General features: G+C 68.5%; 12 protein-coding genes. 10 read left to right on the top strand and 2 right to left on the bottom strand.

Features of this window, described 5'->3' with window-relative positions:
• The first annotated feature begins 388 nt into the window (after positions 1 to 388).
• The 9 genes from J2X41_RS09885 to J2X41_RS09845 all read left to right on the top strand — a co-directional run bounded on the left by J2X41_RS09885 (position 389) and on the right by J2X41_RS09845 (position 14,587).
• Positions 389 to 3,466: a TonB-dependent receptor gene (locus tag J2X41_RS09885; protein ID WP_310081770.1), complete on the top strand. Its 3,078-nt coding sequence runs from the start codon at positions 389 to 391 to the stop codon at positions 3,464 to 3,466.
• 155 nt (positions 3,467 to 3,621) lie between these two features.
• A complete protein-coding gene (locus tag J2X41_RS09880; protein WP_310081513.1) occupies positions 3,622 to 5,160 on the top strand; it encodes a tryptophan 7-halogenase in 1,539 nt (512 codons plus the stop codon).
• 11 nt (positions 5,161 to 5,171) lie between these two features.
• Positions 5,172 to 6,686: a tryptophan 7-halogenase gene (locus tag J2X41_RS09875; RefSeq protein WP_310081511.1), complete on the top strand. Its 1,515-nt coding sequence runs from the start codon at positions 5,172 to 5,174 to the stop codon at positions 6,684 to 6,686.
• A 118-nt stretch (positions 6,687 to 6,804) separates the two neighbouring features.
• The gene (locus J2X41_RS09870) at positions 6,805 to 7,323 is read left to right on the top strand and encodes a hypothetical protein (RefSeq protein ID WP_310081509.1); all 519 of its coding nucleotides are present in this window, start codon (positions 6,805 to 6,807) and stop codon (positions 7,321 to 7,323) included.
• A 22-nt stretch (positions 7,324 to 7,345) separates the two neighbouring features.
• The gene (locus tag J2X41_RS09865; RefSeq protein WP_310081507.1) at positions 7,346 to 8,725 is read left to right on the top strand and encodes a DUF6880 family protein; all 1,380 of its coding nucleotides are present in this window, start codon (positions 7,346 to 7,348) and stop codon (positions 8,723 to 8,725) included.
• A 109-nt stretch (positions 8,726 to 8,834) separates the two neighbouring features.
• Complete coding sequence (locus J2X41_RS09860) at positions 8,835 to 9,407, top strand: protein-L-isoaspartate O-methyltransferase (RefSeq protein WP_310081506.1); 573 nt, start codon at positions 8,835 to 8,837, stop codon at positions 9,405 to 9,407.
• Between the two features lie 145 nt (positions 9,408 to 9,552).
• On the top strand, positions 9,553 to 11,070 hold the full coding sequence (locus J2X41_RS09855; protein WP_310081505.1) for a TolC family outer membrane protein: 1,518 nt from the start codon (positions 9,553 to 9,555) through the stop codon (positions 11,068 to 11,070).
• 118 nt (positions 11,071 to 11,188) lie between these two features.
• On the top strand, positions 11,189 to 11,719 hold the full coding sequence (locus J2X41_RS09850) for a DUF2497 domain-containing protein (protein ID WP_310081504.1): 531 nt from the start codon (positions 11,189 to 11,191) through the stop codon (positions 11,717 to 11,719).
• A gap of 144 nt (positions 11,720 to 11,863) precedes the next feature.
• On the top strand, positions 11,864 to 14,587 hold the full coding sequence (locus J2X41_RS09845) for a valine--tRNA ligase (protein WP_310081503.1): 2,724 nt from the start codon (positions 11,864 to 11,866) through the stop codon (positions 14,585 to 14,587).
• A gap of 228 nt (positions 14,588 to 14,815) precedes the next feature.
• Here the strand turns inward: J2X41_RS09845 and J2X41_RS09840 are convergent, their stop codons facing one another.
• Complete coding sequence (locus J2X41_RS09840; protein ID WP_310081502.1) at positions 14,816 to 15,232, bottom strand: hypothetical protein; 417 nt, start codon at positions 15,230 to 15,232, stop codon at positions 14,816 to 14,818.
• A gap of 127 nt (positions 15,233 to 15,359) precedes the next feature.
• Entirely contained in the window at positions 15,360 to 16,604 is a 1,245-nt protein-coding gene (locus J2X41_RS09835; RefSeq protein ID WP_310081501.1) for a serine hydrolase domain-containing protein, read from the bottom strand.
• 1,086 nt (positions 16,605 to 17,690) lie between these two features.
• Between J2X41_RS09835 and J2X41_RS09830 the strand changes: the two genes are divergently transcribed.
• Positions 17,691 to 19,466: a class I adenylate-forming enzyme family protein gene (locus J2X41_RS09830; protein ID WP_310081500.1), complete on the top strand. Its 1,776-nt coding sequence runs from the start codon at positions 17,691 to 17,693 to the stop codon at positions 19,464 to 19,466.
• Positions 19,467 to 19,548 lie beyond the last annotated feature (82 nt).

Here is a 19,548-nt window from a genome sequence, read left to right as displayed (position 1 = left end):
TTGATCGGCATAACGCCATTAAAAACAAGGATATATAGGCTAATTATCGAGCCTTGAGGCAAACCGGAAGGCTTCTTGTCGGGCCGTTTTTCAACGGTTCGTCACAAAATGACAACGTTGACATTTCGATTGACACGCTCGGGACATTTGTCGATCTTGAGGCACGGCTGGGGAGGGCGTGAGCCAGCGCGGGCGTCGAGCGACGCCGGGGTCGCCAACGAACTTTCGCTTGGAGACGGGGCTCGCCGGGCAGGCCGGCGATCTCGACGGCAGGCGGAAGACACTACGCAGCCGCGCCGAAACCGGCGGGGTCAAGAACGGCCATAAAAACGTTTGGGGAGCGAAGACCTTGTCCAATCCACGAAACCAGTCCGCCTGGGCGCGGGGCATGACCCTGGCGCTGCTGGCGGGCGCCTCGTCCATGGCCCTGGCCACGGGCGTCCACGCCCAGACCGCGCCGGATGATTCCGCCCAGGTCGACGAAATCGTCGTCACCGGCATCCGCGGCTCGCAGATGCGCTCGGTCGACGTCAAGCGGCGCGAAACCGCCATCGTCGACGCGATTTCGTCGGAAGACATCGGCAAGCTGCCCGACACCACCATCGCCGACTCGCTGCAGCGCATCCCCGGGGTCCAGATCCAGCGGGACGCCGGTGAAGGCGCGACCATCAACATTCGCGGCCTCAAGCAGGTCATCACCCTGCTGAACGGCGAGCAGTATCTGAGCGCCGGCAACATGGGCTCGGCCCAGCCGAACCTACTGGACGTGCCGGCCCAGTTGATGAACTCGGTCGTCGTCTACAAGTCGACCGATCCGCGCAACGCCCTGTCGGGCATCAGCGGTACGGTTGACCTGCGCACCCGTCGTCCGTTCCAGATGGAGCAGGGCCTGCACTTCGCCGGCGGCCTCGAAGGCCAACGCGGCGAGCGCACGAAGGACAACGACTACCTGGTCAACGGCCTGCTCAGCTGGCGCAATGAACGCGTCGGCCTGCTGGTCGCCGCCGCCAAGAGCGAGGTCAATCTCGGCAACAACTCGTCGGGCGTCGTCGGCCTGTCCGGCAACAACGACTGGGGTGGTTCGGCCGCCAACAACTTCATCTCGCCGCACGGCTTCGAAAGCTTCCACCGCGAGCAGGAACGCAAGCGTCTGGGCGTCAACGTCGCCTTCGAGGCGGATCTGGGCGAGGGCTTCACCCTGATCGCCGAGGGCTTCTACGCCAAGCTGGACGAATACAACCGCGCCGCCGGCATCAACATCTCCAACCGCTGGGATGGCGGCGCCTTCGGCGTCTGGACCACCCCGACGGTGTTCGAGAACACCGGCGTCAGCAGCCCGGCCCCGCCCGCCGGCAACGGCCGTCCCTGGTTGGCGGTCGACGAGTACGACATCAATGCGTGGTGGGTGAACAGCTTCTCGGTGAACCGCACCACGAAGTCGGAGACCAAGAACTACAACCTCGAACTGAAGTACGACAACGGCGGCGCCTTCACGAGCGAAGTGCGGGCCGTGCGGGCCAACGGCAACCGTCTCAGCATGAACGGCCAGGCCCAGGGCGACCTGAGCAACTGGCAGTATGCTCCGGACCGCTTCAACCTGTTCCGCAACGCCGCCGACCGCACGCGCGGGCCGTTCTACCCGGCCGCCATCTGCGCCCAGTATCCGGCCGCTCAGCGTAGCAATGCCGTCGTCGGCAGCGCCGGCGGCTGCTACCTGAACCCCAACCCGCAAGGTTACGGGGCCAACCCGCAGCTGCACTACAATATCGGTGGCAACAAGGCGATCTGGAGCGGCTTCGACCGGCCGCTGGCCGGTGGTCTGGGGGCGGGCAAGACGCTCAAGGACTACATGGCCAACAAGGACAGCTACGCGATCGGCGCGTTCTCCTCGGAAGGCAACAACGAGATCGACTCGGACATGAACGTGTTCAGCGCCGCTGGACACTACAAGTTCGACGACAAGTTCCTGGGCTTCGTGACCAAGATCGACGCCGGCGTCCGCCAGAGCGATCGCACGGTCAACGTGGAAGCCTTCCACCTGTTCTCGCCGTTCTACGGCGGCACGCCGGGGGCCGTTCAGGCCAATGGCACGCCGGTGCCAGCCGCGGGCTGTTTCGCCCAGTGGAAGGCCATCGACGTCGTCATGGACCAGAACCAATGCCAGGCGGGCGAGTTCGTGCCCAACCCGGCCGGCGGCGCCCCGGTCTTCCAGGGCTACACCGTCAACCGTCCGACCAAGATCGACGCCTACAACAACGTCATCTGGATGGATGATCTGGGCTCCATCACCCAGGGCATCCCGGGCTTCTGGGTGGTCGACCCGCATGACTTCGACGACGTCAAATCGTTCCAGGAAAAGGTGTTCGGCGCGGCGGTCCGCTATCAGATCCCGGGCGTGACCTATGACGTGACCTTGAAGGAGCAGAGCGCCTACGGCGCGGCCAACTTCGAGATCGGCAAGCTGTCGGGCGACTTCGGCCTTCGCGTCATCCAGACCGACCTGCTGGTGAAGCAGAACCTGACCGGCGACACCCAGAACTATGGCGACACCAACCTGGACGTCGGCGATACGGTGACCAGCCGCAAGTACACCGACTGGCTGCCGTCGTTGAACGCCACATACGACGTCAACGAGCACCTGAAGCTGCGCTTCGCCTACGCCAAGACGATGCAGCCTCTGGACTTGCAGAACTACGGCGGCGGTCTCAGCATCGCCACCGCCGACTGCGGCACCAAGCCGGGCCGCTGCGTGACGGGCGCCAGTTCGTCGGGCAACCCGCAACTGGATCCGTGGCGTTCCACGAACTTCGACGGCGCGGTCGAGTACTACTTCGGCAGCGCTTCGATGGTGAACCTGTCGGTGTTCAAGCTGAAGATCGACAGCTTCGTCACCGGCGGCACGACCCGCGGCACCTTCAAGGACCAGGACGGCACGCCGCGCGAAGTCAACGTCAGCCAGCCCATCCAGGGCGACGGCGGTTCGGTCAAGGGTCTGGAAGCGGGTACCAAGCTGGCCTTCAGCGACCTTCTGCCGGACGGCGGCTTCTTCTCGAACTTCGGCGTCGACGCCAACGCCACCTACTCGCCCAGCTCGGAGTCGCGTGTCGGCTATGACGGCAAGAAGCTGCCGTTCACCGACAACTCCAAGTACCAGTACAACCTCGTGGGTTGGTACCAGGACGACAAGCTGCAGGCTCGCGTCGCCTACAACTACCGGACCGACCGCCTCAACAGCGTCACCGGCAGTGTCGGCGGCAACCTGGCCGTCTTCCAGGACGCCACAGGCTTCGTCGACGTGAACGTCAGCTACAACGTTCGCGACAACATCACGGTTTACTTCAACGGCTCGAACGTCAGCGGCGAGATCGAGAATTACTACGTGAAGTTCGCGGACGGTAAGACTCAGTACTTCAGCCAGAACCAGTTCGAGCCGCGCTACACCCTCGGCATCCGCGCCAAGTGGTGATCGCGACTTAGAGCCCTTTCCCTGCGGGCCGCCGTGACCCCCTGTCACGGCGGCTTCTTTTTTCGAGCGGGGCGGCTAGCATGACCACCAAGACGGGCGCTGGAAGCCCGCGAGAAGAAGCCGCCACGAGCTTCGATCAAGGGTAGGGAGCCACCATGCAGGACAGCGCCAGCGACCGGCGGATCCGCGACATCGTCATCGTCGGCGGCGGCACGGCGGGCTGGATGGCGGCCGCCAGCCTGAAGCATCACTTCGGCGCGGCGCCGGTCACCATCACCCTGATCGAGTCCTCGGAAATCGGCACGATCGGGGTGGGCGAGGCGACGATCCCGACCATTCGCCGCTTTTATCAGGCCATGGGCCTGTCGGATATCGACGTGCTGCGGGCTACAGGCGGCACCTGCAAGCTGGGCATCCGCTTCAACGACTGGACGACGCTGGGCGCCTCGTTCATCCACCCGTTCGGCCTTTACGGCCAGGACCTGAAGGGCGTGGCCTTCCACCACTACTGGATGCGGCTGCGGGCCCTGGGCGAGGCCGCGCCGATCGGCGACTATTCGCTGGGCGCCAGCCTGGCCGCCGGCGGCAAGTTCACCACCCCCTCGCGCAACCCGCCCTCGACCCTGTCGGTGTTCGACTGGGCCCTGCATTTCGACGCCGGCCTGTTCGCCGGGCTGATGCGCCAGGTCGCCGAGCAGAACGGCGTGCGCCGCCTCGACGCCAAGATAGCCAAGGTCAACCTGCGCGGCGAGGACGGCTTCATCGAGTCGGTGTCGCTGGACAGCGGCGCGACCGTGGCCGGCGATCTGTTCATCGACTGCTCGGGCTTTCGCGGCCTGCTGATCGAGGAGGCCCTGCACACCGGCTACGAGGACTGGAGCCAGTGGCTGCTGTGCGACAGCGCCCTGGCGGTTCAGAGCGAAGGGCAGGGGGCGCCGCCGCCCTATACCGACGTCACCGCCCGTCCGGCCGGTTGGCAGTGGCGGATCCCCCTGCAGCATCGCTGGGGCAACGGCTATGTCTATTCCAGCCGCCACACCACCGACGACGAGGCCAGGGCGGTCCTGACCGGCTCGCTGGACGAGCGCCTGCTGCACGCGCCGCGCAAGATCGGCTTCCATCCCGGCCGCCGCCTGAAGGCCTGGAACAGGAACTGCATCGCCCTGGGCCTGGCCTCGGGCTTCCTGGAGCCGCTGGAAAGCACCAGCATCGCCCTGATCGAGACCGGCATCGAGAAGATCAAGGCGCTGTTCCCCAGCCGCGACTTCGACCCGGCGGTGGTCGAAGAGTTCAACGAAATGTCGCGCCTGGAGATGGAGCGCGTGCGCGACTTCATCATCCTGCACTACAAGCTCAACCAGCGTTCCGAAGACCCGACCGGCTTCTGGACCCACTGCCGCGAGATGGCGGTCCCCGACACCCTTCAGAAGAAGATCGACCTGTGGCGCGCCCAGGGCCACTTCGTCCGCTACCGCTGGGAGATGTTCTCCCCGCCCAGCTGGCTGGCGATTTATGCCGGTTTCGGCCTGCTGCCGGAAACCTATGACCTCAGCGTCGACGGCTTCGACGCCGGCCAGCTGTCGGCCGCCCTGGCCGAAATGCGCAAGGCGGTGGCGGATACGGTGGCGGCCACGCGCCCCCACGGCGACTTCATCGAACAGTACGCCCGCCCGCAATCGGTGGCGGCCGAGTAGGAACCCTTCGCATGGCCCACCTGAACAAGATCGTCATCGTCGGCGGCGGCTCGGCCGGCTGGATCTGCGCGGCCATGCTCAGCCACTATTTCCAGAACGGCCCGACGCAGGTCGAGCTGGTGGAGTCAGAGGAGATCGGCACGATCGGGGTAGGGGAGTCCACCATCCCGCCGTTCCTCCAACTGATCCGCACCCTGGGCATCAACGAGCAGGAATTCATCCAGGAAACCCAAGCCGCCTTCAAGCTGGGCATCCGGTTCGAGAACTGGCTGGAGAAGGGCGACGTCTACTACCATCCGTTCGGCCAGATCGGCGGGCCGCTGGAGGTCAACGAGTTCTACCAGTGCTGGCTGCGGGCCAAGCAGAACGGCCATCCGTCCAAGCTCCAGGACTTCGCCCCGGCCACGGTGATGGCCGACACGGGCAAGTTCATGCTGCCGGCCAAGGCCCAGCGGACGATGATCGCCAACGCCAACTACGCCCTGCATGTCGACGCGCGGCTGGTGGCCCTGTACCTGCGCAGGTTCGCCGAGGCGCGCGGCGTCAAGCGCACCGAGGGCATCGTCACCGAGGTGGCGACCCGGCCCGACGGCGTCGTGGCCAAGGTGATCCTGAAGGACGGCGGCGAAGTGACCGGCGACTTCTTCATCGACTGCTCGGGCTTCCGCGCCCTGCTGATCGGCAAGACCCTGGGCGAGCCGTTCCGCGACTGGGGCGACGTCCTGCTGTGCGATCGCGCCGTCGTGGCCCAGACCGAAAACGTCGGTCCGCCGCATCCCTACACCCTGGTCCAGGCCCAGGACTTCGGCTGGCGCTGGCGCATCCCGCTGCAGCATCGAGCGGGCAACGGCTATGTGTTCGCCAGCAAGTACCTGAGCGACGACGAGGCCACGGCCACCCTGATGCGCCAGGTCCAGGGCGAGGTGGTGCTGGGACCCAACATCATCCCGTTCAAGACCGGGGTGCGCGAGCGGCCGTGGGTCAGGAACGTGGTCTCGATCGGCCTGTCGTGCGGCTTCATCGAGCCGCTGGAGTCCACGGCCCTGCACCTGATCTACAAGGGCATGGACTACCTGCTGCGGTTCATGCCGGACATGGACGCCGATCCGATCCTGGCGGCCGAGTACAATCGCCGGATGGTCGCCGACTACGAGGAGATCCGCGACTTCATCGTCCTGCACTACGTGACCACCCGGCGCGACGACACGCCGTTCTGGCGCGACTACCAGCAGGTGATCCCGCCGCAGAGCCTGCGCGAGCGCATGGCCCTGTTCAAGGCGGCCGGCGTGCTGCGCGACGGCGTCGACGACATGTTCCGCGCCCCCAGCTGGCAGTCGGTGATGGAAGGCATGGGCGTGCGGCCCGACCGCTACCAGCAGCTGGTCGACCGCATCCCGTTGAGCGTGATCATGAACCTGATGGACAAGTCCGCGCCCATGCTGGCCGAGTTCGTGGCGACGCTTCCCAGCCACGAGGAATTCCTGCGCCAGCACTGCCCGGCGGCGCCGCTGAAGCGCAGCGCCTAGGCTTCTCCAATCCGCTCATCGGGGACGGCGATGGCGGTCGGCGCCACGGCGCGCCATACTCTCCGGCCTCTTCGCGTTCCAGGCGGAGCCCCTTGAAACCACTGGCGTTTGTCTGCCGATGTTCACACGCCGCACGACCCCGCGAACCCGCCGTTGGCGACGCCTGACCGACGGCGAGCGCGACCTGGCCGCCCAGGTGTTCGGCGCCAACCTCGACGCCGGGCGGGTGCGGCTGCTGGCCATCCCGTTCTGGAACCGCGCCTTCGTGGCCGGCGGCGGGTTGATCGTCTGGCCGGTCCGGGCGATGCGGCCCGACTTCGCGGCGCCCCACGTGCCGGTGGCCGAGCAGGCGATGTTCGTCCACGAACTGGTCCATGTCTGGCAGGCCCAGCGCGGCTTGAACCTGCTTTTCGCCAAGCTGCGGGCTGGCGACGGCCCCGCCGCCTATGCCTACGACCTGGCGGATCGGCCGCGGTTCGCGACCCTGAACCTCGAACAGCAGGCCATGGTGGTCGAGGACGCCTTCCGGCGGCTGCAGGGCGCCGCCGCGCCTCATGCAGCCTTGGCCTATGCCGCCGTGCTAGAGGATGCGCTTCCGGACCTGGCGACTCGCTTGGGCGGAAGGTTTGACGCGTGACGGGAGAACTCCGCTGGCGACGGTGAAGCGCACGGGCTCGAAGAAGACCCTGACGACGGCCAACCTGGCCGCCCTGGGCGCCGAGCGGCTGGCCGACCTGCTGATCGACGTCGCCGAGGGCCACGCCCAGATCAAGCGGCGCCTGCGCCTGGAACTGGCCGCGGCGATCGGGGCCGACGACCTGGTCTCCGAACTGACCAAGCGCCTGGAGGCGGTCAACGACAGCCGGGCCCGCATCCACTGGCGCAAGCACAAGGAGTTCGTGCGCGAGCTGGACATGCTGCGCGGCCTGATCGCCGGCCAGTTGGCCGCGCTGGACCCGACCCTGGCCTTGCCGATGATGCTGGGCTTCGTGGCCTTGGCCGAGGGCGTGTCCCACCGCACCGCCGACGCCAAGGGCGAGATCGAGGCGGTGTTCGACGCGGCGGTCGACGCGGTGGCGGCGATCGCGCCCCTGGCCTTGCCCGACTCGAGGGCCTTGGGCGACCAGCTGATGGACCTGCTGCTGCACGGCCGCGCGGGCCTGGGGCCGCGGGTCCTGAAGAACGCCTTGCCGGCGCTGGGCGCCGAGGGCGTGGCCCTGCTGCGGGCCCGGGTCGAGACGACCATGGCCGCGCAGAAGCGGGTCAGCGGCGCGCTGAAGGCCGCCGTCCAGGTGCTGGCCGACGCCCAGGGCGACGTCGACGGCTACGTCGCCCAGTTCACCGACTCCCAGGCCGTTCTGCCGCCGATCGGGGCGCAGATCGCCCGGCGGCTGGCGGCGGCGGGCCGCTTGGACGAGGCCATCGCGGCGCTGGACCGCTCGACGCCCGGCTCGTTCGTCCAGTTGGTCGGGACTGTGCTGGGCCGGCCCAGCCCGCCCGGTCCCGGGGCCCTGGACTGGGAGGACGCCTATATCGAGGTGCTGGAGGCGCGCGGGCAGGGCGACCTTGCCCAGGACATGCGCTGGGCCAGCTTCGAGCGCGGCCTGTCGGTCGAGCGTCTGCGCGACTATCTCAAGCGCCTGCCCGACTTCGACGACGTCGAGGCCGAGGACAAGGCCCTGGCCCATGCCGAGGACTTCCACGACGTCCACGCGGCCCTGGATTTCCTGATCCGCTGGCCGGCCTGGGATCGCGCCGCCCGCCTGGTGTTGCGCCGGCCGGGCGATCTGGACGGCGACCGCCCGGAGCTGCTGGAACCCGCCGCCCGGGCCATCGAGGGCCGCCACCCGCTGGCCGCCACCCTGCTGCTGCGGGCGATGATCCTGGACACCGCCCGCTACGCCCGCACCGCCCGCTACAAGGACGCCCAGCACCAGCTGCTGGAAGCCGCCTCCCTGGCTCCGGCCATCGCCGACTGGGACGGCCACGAGGACGCCGACGCGTTCGCCGCGCGGGTGGCGGGCTATCGGCGCTGGTGAGGCGGCTTCACGGGCGTTCTACAGTCTAGCTAATAAAAACCCTCGATTGCCTAGGACCGAGCGGCGGACCTATAAGCGGGCTGAAAATTCCAGCCCTTCGAGGGATTCCATGAGCTCCGATTTCGCCGCCGCGCGCCTGAACATGGTCGAAAGCCAGATCCGCACGGCCGACGTCACCGACCTGCCCCTGCAGGACGCCCTGAGGGTCGTGCCGCGCGAGACCCTGGTCCCCGCCGGCAAGGGCTACCTGGCCTATGCCGACGCCGACGTCGAGTACGCCCCCGGCCGCTGGCTGTTGCGGCCGCGCGACGTGGGCAAGCTGCTGCAGCACCTGCGTCCGCGCGAGGGCGACAAGGCCCTGGCCATCGCCGCCCCCTACGCCGCCGCGGTGATGGAACAGATGGGCGTTTCGGTCACCCGCCTGGATGGCGACGACCTGACGGCCGCGCCGGGCTCCGACTACGACGTGATCATCTGCGAGGGCGCGGTGCCGCGGGCTCCCGCCAGCTGGGCCAGGGCCCTGGCCCAGGGCGGCCGCCTGGCGGTGATCGAGCGCGAAGGGCCGGTCGGCCGCGCGGTGATCTATGTCCGGGCCGAGGACGGGGTGGGCCGTCGCGCGGTTTTCGACGCCACGCCGCCGCTGCTGGCCGGTTTCGCCGTCGAACAGGGCTTTGCGTTCTGACGGCTTGGGTCCAGAAAGCTGGGGCGCGCAACGTCTGCGTGAAAAAAGCTTAACTAGCGGCCTATGGTCTCTCGCCGTACAGCCGATCATAGTGGGCGCGGGCGTCGCGCCGGGTCTGGCGAAGGTTTCGTGGGGAATGAACTTGATGTCGAATAGCCGTCGGGCCGCTTTGCTGGCCGCAGCCTGCAGCCTGGGCCTGATGGCCGGCCTCGCCTCCGCCGCGCGGGCCGAGACCCTGGCCGACGCCCTGGCCCTGGCCTACCAGACCAACCCCACCCTGCAGGGCCAGCGCGCCAATCAGCGCGTCACCGACGAGGGCGTGGTCCAGGCCAAGACGGCGTTCCGTCCGAGCGTCACCGGTTCGGCCAGCATCAGCGGCACCCACACCGAACTGGCCGATCCCGGCACCACCGCCGCGGTGGTCGGCGGCCAGATCGTCCAGGTGCCCAACCGCGACCACGCCGACTCCGCCGGCAGCGGCGCCTCGGTCAACCTGGGCCAGACGCTCTATACCGGCGGCCGGGCCAGCGCCAACCTGACCGCCGCCGAGGCCGACGTGCTGGCCGGTCGCGAGGACCTGCGCAGCGTCGAGCAGTCGGTGCTGGGCAACGTCATCCAGAGCTATGTCGACGTTCGCCGCGACCAGGAACGCCTGCGCATCGCCCAGGAGAACGTCACCGTCCTGACGCGCCAGCTGGAAGAGTCCAAGGCGCGCTTCGAGGTCGGCGAGATCACCCGCACCGACGTGGCCCAGTCGGAGGCGCGGCTGGCCGCGGCCCGCGCCAGCCTGTCGTCGACCCAGGCCCTGCTGGCCGCCAGCCGGGCGGCCTTCGCCGCCGTGGTCGGCCAGAACCCGACCGACCTGGCCCCCGAGCCGTCCCTGGCCGCCTTGCTGCCGGCCAGCGTCGAACAGGCCTTCGACCTGGTCGACAAGAACAACCCGCAGATCCAGGCCGCCCGCTACGCCCAGCAGGCCGCCGCGGCCCGCGTCGCCGCCGCCAAGGCCGTCTATCGCCCCACCGTCTCGGCCCGCGCCGGCCTGGGTTGGGACGCCAGCGAGATCAACAGCGTCGGTCGCCAGTACGGCGACTACGACCGCGCGCTCAGCGGTTCGATCACCGCCTCGGTGCCGCTGTTCACCGGCGGCCTGAACGCCTCGCAGGTCCGCGCCGCCAAGGAACGCGAGAACGCCGCCCGCATCTCGGTCGAGAGCGCCCAGCGCCAGGCCCTGCAGCAGATCTCGACCGCCTGGAACAACCTGCTGGCCTCGCGCGCCAACCTGGTGTCGAACGAGGAGCAGGTCCGCGCCACCCGCATCGCCTTCGAGGGCGTGCGCCAGGAGCAGCAGGTCGGCCTGCGCACCACCCTGGACGTGCTGAACGCCCAGCTGGAGCTGGCCAACGCCGAAGTCGCCCTGGTGGTCGCCCACCGCGACGAATACGTGGCCAGCGCCAGCGTTCTGCAGGCCATGGGCGTGCTGAACGTCGCCAACCTGGCCCCCGAGGTCGAGCGCTACGACCCGGTCAAGTCGTACAACAAGGTCAACCACGCCTTCGGCTGGGTGCCGTGGGAGCCCGTCGTCCGCGTGATCGACAAGGTCGGCGCCCCGTCGACGGCGGTCAAGGCCGCGCCGGCGTCCTCCGCCAAGGCCGGCGCCAAATAGGGACCAATTGGCGCGCCTTCGATGCTTGAGCTTGCTTAAGGCGCGCAAGTCTGCACCATCGCGGTAGGCGTCCGTCGGGGCGTCTCCGGATTCGTACCCTCTTCGAGACGCCCAACCCATGTCCGACCAGAGCCCCCAAGAACCGACGATGGAGGAAATCCTCGCCTCCATCCGGCGCATCATCTCGGAAGATGACGCGCCGACGGAGGCCGCCGCGGCGCCGGAACCCGAGCCCGCGCCCGTCGAGGAGGCCCCGGCCGAGGACGACGTTCTGGAACTGACCGACCCGATCGAGCCGCCCGCGCCGGTCGAATCGATGGGCGACATCGACGTCTATTCGCCGGAACCCGAGCCGGAACCCGCCCCGCCGCCGCCTCCGCCGCCCGAACCGGCCCCCGCGTCGGCGTTCTCCCGCGACGAAGTGGCCGACAACCTGGTGGGCGACCACGCCGCCGGCCTGGCCGCCAGCGCCTTCGGCAGCCTGAGCTCGGCCCTGCTGATGCCCAAGGACGGCCGCACCCTGGAGGACGTGGTGCGCGAACTGCTGCGCCCGCTGCTCAAGGAGTGGCTGGACCAGAACCTGCCGCGCATCGTCGAGGCCAAGGTCGAGGAAGAAGTCCACCGCATCGCCCGCGGCCGCGGGGTATAGCGGCGCGTCCTCGCCTCCTGGGCGGCGACGCACGAAAATTCAAAGGCGGTCGCTCCGGCGGCCGCCTTTTTCCGTCCTGAAATCCCCATTGAACCAAGGCCCAAGGTTTCGCCCGGCGGCCGCAGATGGCATACCCACCGCGCCATGCTTGAAAAGACCTTCGATCCCAAATCCGTCGAACCCCGCCTGTACGCCGCCTGGGAGGCCTCCGGGGCCTTCAAGCCCAGCGAGGCGCCGGGCGCCGAGGCGTTCACGATCGTCATCCCGCCGCCCAACGTCACGGGCTCGCTGCACATCGGCCACGCGCTGAACAACACGCTGCAGGACGTGCTGACGCGCTTCCACCGCATGCGCGGCAAGTCGGCCCTGTGGTTGCCGGGCACCGACCACGCCGGCATCGCCACCCAGATGGTCGTCGAGCGCCAGCTGGCCGCCGCCGGCAATATCGGCCGTCGCGAGATGGGCCGCGAGGCCTTCGTCGAGAAGGTCTGGGAATGGAAGGCCGAAAGCGGCGGGGCGATCACCAACCAGCTGCGCCGCCTGGGCGCCAGCTGCGACTGGTCGCGCGAGCGCTTCACCCTGGACGAGGGCCTGTCGGCCGCCGTCCGCAAGGTGTTCGTCCAGCTCTACAAGCAGAACCTGCTGTATCGTGACAAGCGCCTGGTCAACTGGGACCCGCAGTTCCAGACCGCCATCTCCGACCTCGAGGTTGAGCAGAAGGAGGTCGACGGCCATTACTGGCATTTCGCCTATCCCCTGGCCGACGGCGTGACCTTCCAATATCCGGTCGCCTTCGACGACGAGGGCAAGGCCACGCAATTCGAGACCCGCGACTTCATCGTCGTGGCCACCACCCGTCCGGAGACGATGCTGGGCGACACCGCCGTGGCGGTCCATCCGTCGGACGAACGCTACAAGGACCTGGTCGGCAAGGACGTGGTCCTGCCGATCGTCGGCCGCCGCATCCCGATCGTCGCCGACGACTACGCCGACCCGACCAAGGGCTCGGGCGCGGTCAAGATCACGCCCGCGCACGACTTCAACGACTTCGGCGTGGGCAAGCGCCACGGCCTGCCGGCGATCAACATCCTGACGCCCGACGCCCGGCTGAACGACGAGGTCCCCGAAGCCTATCGCGGCCTCGACCGTTTCGCCGCCCGCAAGGCGATCGTCGCCAAGGCCGAGGAAGACGGCTGGCTGCGCGAGATCGAGAAGACCCGCCACATGGTCCCGCACGGCGACCGCTCGGGCGTGGTCATCGAGCCCTACCTGACCGACCAGTGGTACGTCGACGCCAAGACCCTGGCTCAACCGGCCCTGAAGGCGGTGGAGGAGGGGGCCACGGTCTTCGAGCCGAAGCACTGGGAAAAGACCTATTTCGAGTGGCTGCGCAACATCGAGCCCTGGTGCGTCTCGCGCCAGCTGTGGTGGGGCCACCGGATCCCCGCCTGGTTCGGACCCGACGGCCACATCTTCGTCGAGGAGACCGAGGAAGAGGCCCTGGCCGCCGCCATCCTGCACTATGGCGACGAGGCCCCGGTGCTGAAGCGCGACGAAGACGTCCTCGACACCTGGTTCAGCTCGGCCCTGTGGCCGTTCTCGACCCTGGGCTGGCCGGAGAAGACGCAGGACCTGGCCAAGTTCTACCCGACCAGCACCCTGGTCACCGGCTTCGACATCATCTTCTTCTGGGTGGCCCGGATGATGATGATGGGCATCCACTTCATGGGCGAGGTCCCGTTCAAGCAGGTGTTCATCAACGCCCTCGTCCGCGACGAGAAGGGCGCCAAGATGAGCAAGTCCAAGGGCAACGTGATGGACCCGCTGGTCCTGATCGACGAGCTGGGCTGCGACGCGGTGCGCTTCACCATGACGGCGATGTCGGGCCAGGCCCGCGACATCAAGCTCAGCAAGCAGCGCATCGAGGGCTATCGCAACTTCGGCACCAAGCTGTGGAACGCCTCGCGCTTCGCCCAGATGAACGAGTGCGTCCGCGTCGAGGGCTTCGACCCGGCGACGGTCCGGCAGCCGATCAACAAGTGGATCCGCGGCGAGACGGTCAAGACCGCCGCCGAGGTGACCCGCGCGCTTGAGGCCCCGGCCTTCAGCGACGCGGCCGATGCGCTCTACAGGTTCATCTGGAACGTGTTCTGCGACTGGTACGTCGAACTGGCCAAGCCGATCCTCAACGGCGACGACGCCGAGGCCAAGGCCGAGACCCGCGCCACGGCCGCCTGGGCGCTGGACGTCATTCTCAAGCTGCTGCACCCGGTCATGCCGTTTATCACCGAGGAGCTGTGGGACAAGACCGCCGAGTTCGGCGCGCCCCGCGAGGGCATGCTGATCGTCGAAAAATGGCCCGAGCTGCCCGAGAGCTGGATCGACGCGGACGCCGAGGCCGAGATCGGCTGGCTGGTCGACACGGTCGGCGAGATCCGCTCGATCCGCGCCGAGATGAACGTGCCGCCGGGCGCCAAGCCGCCGCTGTCGGTAATCGGCGCCAACACCGAGACCAAGGGCCGCCTGGCCCGCCACCGCGATCTGCTGCTGAGCCTGGCCCGCCTGGACAGCGCCCGCGAGGCCGACGCGGCCCCGGCGGGCTCGGTGCCGATCGTGCTGGGCGAGGCGACAGGCGCCCTGGCCATCGCCGAGTTCATCGATCTTTCGGCCGAGAAGGCGCGACTGGCCAAGGAGATCGCCGGCCATGTTGGCGAGATCGAGAAGACCGGCAAGAAGCTCAGCAACCCCGACTTCCTGGCCCGCGCCAAGGAAGAGGTGGTCGAGGAGAACCGCGAGCGCCTGGCCGAGGCGGAAGCCGCCAAGGCCAAGCTGGAAGCGGCGTTGGCTCGGTTACAGGCGGTGGGCTGATCCGAAGAATTTCCCTCCCCTCGCGGGGAGGGCCGTCGCCTATGACCAAAAGCGGTTGTCATCCCGGACGAGCGCGCAGCGCGAAGATCCGGGACCGACGCGTGAACGCAAGCGCTTGCGGCGGTCCCGGATCGGCGCTCGGCGTTGCCGAGCTTGTCCGGGATGACGGCTTTTTCCGGCTGTAATCATAGGCGATGCCCCTCCCCATGAAGGGGAGGGGAGCGCCGGCTATTGCTTCTTCGCGCCGCCCAGCATGCCTTCGATCTCGGCCTTGCTGGCGTTGATCAGGGTGGCGCCGTCGCGGACGGCCAGGTTGGCGACGTCGACGGCGAAGGTCTTGTCGTCCATCTTGATCGCCGCCATCGTCTTGCCGGAAGCGTCCGGCTTGACCTCGGCGACGGTGCCGATCGTGGCGCCGGTGTTGTCCTTGACCGGCTGGCCGGCCGTCACCGGAGCGGTGGCGGTGGCGGTGGCGGTCCCAGCGGTGGGGGCCGGGGTTCCGGTCGGGGCTGTGGTGGAATCCTGGGCGGGGGCCGCCGCGGCCGGGTCCTGAGCCGGGGCGGTCGGAGACGTGGTCTGGGCCAGGGCCGGGGCGGCGATGGCGAGGGCTACGGCGGCGGCGCCGAGGGTCAGAAATGAACGCATGCGGTTTCCCATCTGTCGAAATGTCCCCCAACGTTCTGTTACGCTGACGTGACAATGGGGCGTCGGCTGGACGCTGATGCGGTCAAAATGGGTCCATGTTCGAACGCGGTTCGCTCAACGACCCCGATCAGCGCCCGTAGACGGCGTCGCGGACCTGGGCCGTGAAGGGGCCGTTCATGCCCTCGAAGGCGGTGTTGGTCATGATCACCACGGTCAGGCCGTTCTTGGCGTCCACGAACCAGTTGTGGCCGTAGACCCCGCCCCAGGCGATCGTGCCGGCCGCCTGCGGGGTCTTGGCGACGGCCGGGTCGTCCAGCACCGCCCAGCCATAGCCGAAGCCCCAGCCGGGGCCTTGGGTCGCCGCCTGCGGGCCGACCTGGTCCTTCATCATCTCGGCGACGGTCGCGGCCTTCAGGATCGGGGCGCCGCCCTTGCGGACGGTCTCCAGCAGGGCCAGCACGTCGCCGGCCGTGCCGACCATGCCCGCGCCGCCGGACGGGAAGGCGGTCTTGTCCGTGGCCCGGCTGGGCGCGAAGCGGACGGCCGTGGGCCCCAGCGGGACGTCCTGGTTGTCGGTCATCCGGGTCGGCTCGGGCTGGGCGTTGACATAGGGCGTCGCCAGCCGGGCCGGGTCGCGGGCGACGAAGCCGGCGTCGGTCAGGCCCAGGGGGCCGGTGACGGTCTCGGCCACGACCTGGGGCAGGGACTTGCCAGCCGCCTTCTCGACCACCGAGCCCAGCACGTCGATGGCCAGCGAATAGCGCCAGGCCGAGCCGGGCGGGAAGGCCAGGGGCGCCTGGCCCAGGCGGCGCATGTTCTCGTCCAGGGTGATCCCCGACAGGTCGATGCCGTCCGACACGCCCAGCCGGTGGTAGGGGTGCGACGGCGCCTCGGCCAGGCCGTAGGTCAGGCCGCTGGTGTGGTTCAGCAGCTGGCGCAGGGTGATCACCGGCTCGGTCCCGTCGGCCAGCTTGGGCCGGAAGTCGGGCAGCCACTGGGTCACCGGGTCGTCGAGCCGCAACTTGCCGTCCTCGACCAGCTTCATCACCGCCACGCTGACGAACGGCTTGGTCACCGAGGAGAAGCGGAAGACGGCGTCCTCGCGCATCGGCCGGCCGGCCTCGCGGTCGGCCAGGCCGGCGGCGCGGTGGTAGACCAGCTTGCCGTCGCGGGCGACCAGCACCACGGTCCCGACCAGCCGGTGCTCGGCCAGGGCGGTGTCGACCACCTTGTCCAGCCGGGCGGCCATGGGCGCGTCGAGGGCCGCGTCGGGCGCGGCGGCGATGGCGGGCGCTGGGGGCGGTGCGGCGAGGCCGGGGGAGGCCAGGACCAGGCTGGCGGCGACGGCGAGGCTTGAGATCCACGGACGCATGCGACGACTCCCTTTGCTGAACCTGAGGTAGGGCGATCCTCGGGGAGCGGCAAGCCGTACGGGCGTCCGCGGCCGGGGACGCGCTCTCACAGCAAGGCGCCGACCGGTTCGCAGGGCGCCGGTTGTGAGTGCGTGTCCCCAACGGATCCGCTGAGTCCGGTGCGGAAAGCTCATGACGCCGCGGATGGCGTTGGGGACATGCACTCACCCGATACCCGATGATCGATCCGCGACGCCTTGCCGTGAGAGCACGTCCCCGGCGAGTTATGCTCGGCGGATAGCGGATAAAACCTTAGGATTTCAACGCCCTGAACTTTCTCGACCCGATTTGATCCCCACCCTTCCAGACCGGCCGTATCCTGACCTCACCTGAAGGCATGGGGAGGGCGCACGTACGGCGACCGATGCGGCTTTCGGGGGTGGTCGAGCGGGACGTGTCCGTCGGCCGGTTGCGCGGGGCCCGTCGGGCCGGCGCGGAAGGCGGGAGGATCCGGACGGACCTTCGGCTTTCCGGTCGGACGGCGGGACCATCCCCGCGGAGCCGAAAGACGGTCGCCACAGGCGCGGGCTGAAATCGCCCGTGCGGTCCAGGACGGAGCCAACGTCCTGCCCGTCGGGGGCCTCCATCGGAGCGGGTTAAAAATCCGCGACCCGAAGGCTTCCGGATAACGGTTCCACGCGGAGCGCCTGCACTTCGTCGAAACGGTACAAAACATCAAAGCTACTCCGGGCGAGGCCCGGGCGCTTCGCACCCTTCCCATTCGCTCAGCGGGGGTCCGCGTGAGGCGGCGAAGCCGTGCACTCAAGATCCTCCCCCTGTGGGGGAGGTGTCGGCGAAGCCGACGGTGGGGGGAATGATCGGCCGATGGCCAGATCCCCGGATCAACGACCCCAAACCTCCCCCCACCGATCGCTGCGCGATCGCCTCCCCCACGGGGGAGGGTCTGAAAAGCGTCTTCCGCCACCTCTAACTTATCGTTGTTCCCTTAGGTTCGAACAGACGTTTGCATCCCGCCTCGGCCTGTGCTTTCTCGTGGGGAAACGTGCTCGGCCAGCGAAGCGCGACCATAGACCGGGAGAGTAACGATGACCCAGGCCGCCACCGCGCCCAACGCCGCCCCGACCCCCGCCGCCGTCCCGTGGCCGGCCATGTCGGTCAAGCAGGCCTACGCCCTGATCACCGCCCCCGGCTCGCCCGGCGAGATGGAGGAGATCGAGATCCGCGGCGTTCCGACCCGGGTCTGGAAGCACTGCCCGCCCACCCTGCGCGACACCCTGCTGGTCGGCCGCGCCCATGGCGACAAGATCTACATGGTGCACGAGGACGAGCGGGTCAGCTTCGAGGCCTTCTACCGCGCGGTGACGGTGTTCGCCGCCGAGCTGGAGTCGGCCGGCGTCAGGAAGGGCGACCGCATCGCCCTGGTCATGCGCAACCTGCCTGAATGGCCGGTGGCCTTCTATGCCGGCCTGTCGATCGGCGCGATCCTGACCCCGCTGAACGCCTGGTGGACGGGCCAGGAGCTGGAATACGGCCTGGTCGACAGCGGCGCCTCGGTGGCGGTGATGGACGTCGAACGCTTCGAGCGCCTGGCCGAGCACTTCGACAACTGCCCCGCGCTGAAGACCGTCTATGTCAGCCGCAGCAAGGAAGAGATCGCCCATCCCTATGTGCGGCGGGTGGAAAAGGTGATCGGCTGCCCCAACGACTGGATCAAGCTGGACGAGAAGCCGCTGTCGACCGTCGAACTGGGCCCCGAGGACGACGCGACGATCTTCTACACCTCCGGCACCACCGGCAAGCCGAAGGGGGCCCTGGCCACCCACCGGGCCGTCAACAGCAACATCTTCGCCGCCGCCGCCGCCAGCGCTCGCGGGTTCCTGCGCCGCGGCGAGGTCCCGCCCCAGCCCGATCCGACCGCCCCGCAGAAGGGGTCGCTGATCTCGGTGCCGTTCTTCCACGCCACCGGCTGTTTCGCGGTGATGAACCCCTCGCTGTTCGCCGGCGCCAAGCTGGCCATGATCCGCAAGTGGGACCCGGAAAAGGCCATGCAGCTGATCCAGGACGAGAAGCTGACCCAGATGGGCGGCGTGCCGACCATCGCCTGGCAGATCATCGAGCATCCCAGCCGCCCCAACTACGACCTGTCCTCGCTGGAGACCGTGGCCTATGGCGGCGCGCCCTCGGCCCCCGAACTGGTGCGCAAGATCAAGGAGATCTGGCCCAAGTCCCTGCCGGGCAACGGCTGGGGCATGACCGAGACCTCGGCCACCGCCACCAGCAATTCGGCCGAGGACTACGAGAACCGTCCCGACAGCTGCGGCCCGGCCGTGCCGGTCACCGACCTGAAGATCATGACCCTGGAGGCCCCATATCGCGAGCTGCCGACCGGCGAGGTCGGCGAGCTGTGGTGCAAGGGCCCGCAGGTGGTGAAGGGCTACTGGAACAAGCCCGAGGCCACCGCCCAGACCTTCATCGACGGCTGGGTGCGCACCGGCGACCTAGCGCGGCTGGACGAGGAGGGCTTCTGCTACATCATCGACCGGGCCAAGGACATGCTGATCCGCGGCGGCGAGAACATCTACTGCATCGAGGTCGAGAACCTGCTGTACGAGCACCCGGCGATCATGGACGCCGCCCTCGTCGGGATCCCGCACAAGACCCTGGGCGAGGAGCCGGCCGCCGTGGTGACCTTGAAGCCGGGCGCGCAGGCCACCGAGGCGGAGCTGCGCGCCTTCGTCGCCGACCGCCTGGCCGCCTTCAAGGTGCCGATCAAAGTGCTTTTCTGGCCCGAGACCCTGCCGCGCAACGCCAACGGCAAGATCATGAAGAACGAGCTGAAGAAGGTGTTCGTGGAGGGATAAGCAGGGGGCGAAATCAAGAACCTCCCCCTGTGGGGGAGGCGATCGCGCAGCGATCGGTGGGGGGAGTTTTGGGGATCGACGA

The sequence above is a fragment of the Caulobacter sp. BE254 genome (assembly GCF_031457295.1).
GTDB lineage: Bacteria > Pseudomonadota > Alphaproteobacteria > Caulobacterales > Caulobacteraceae > Caulobacter.
This window is presented reverse-complemented; position numbering and strand designations above follow the sequence as displayed.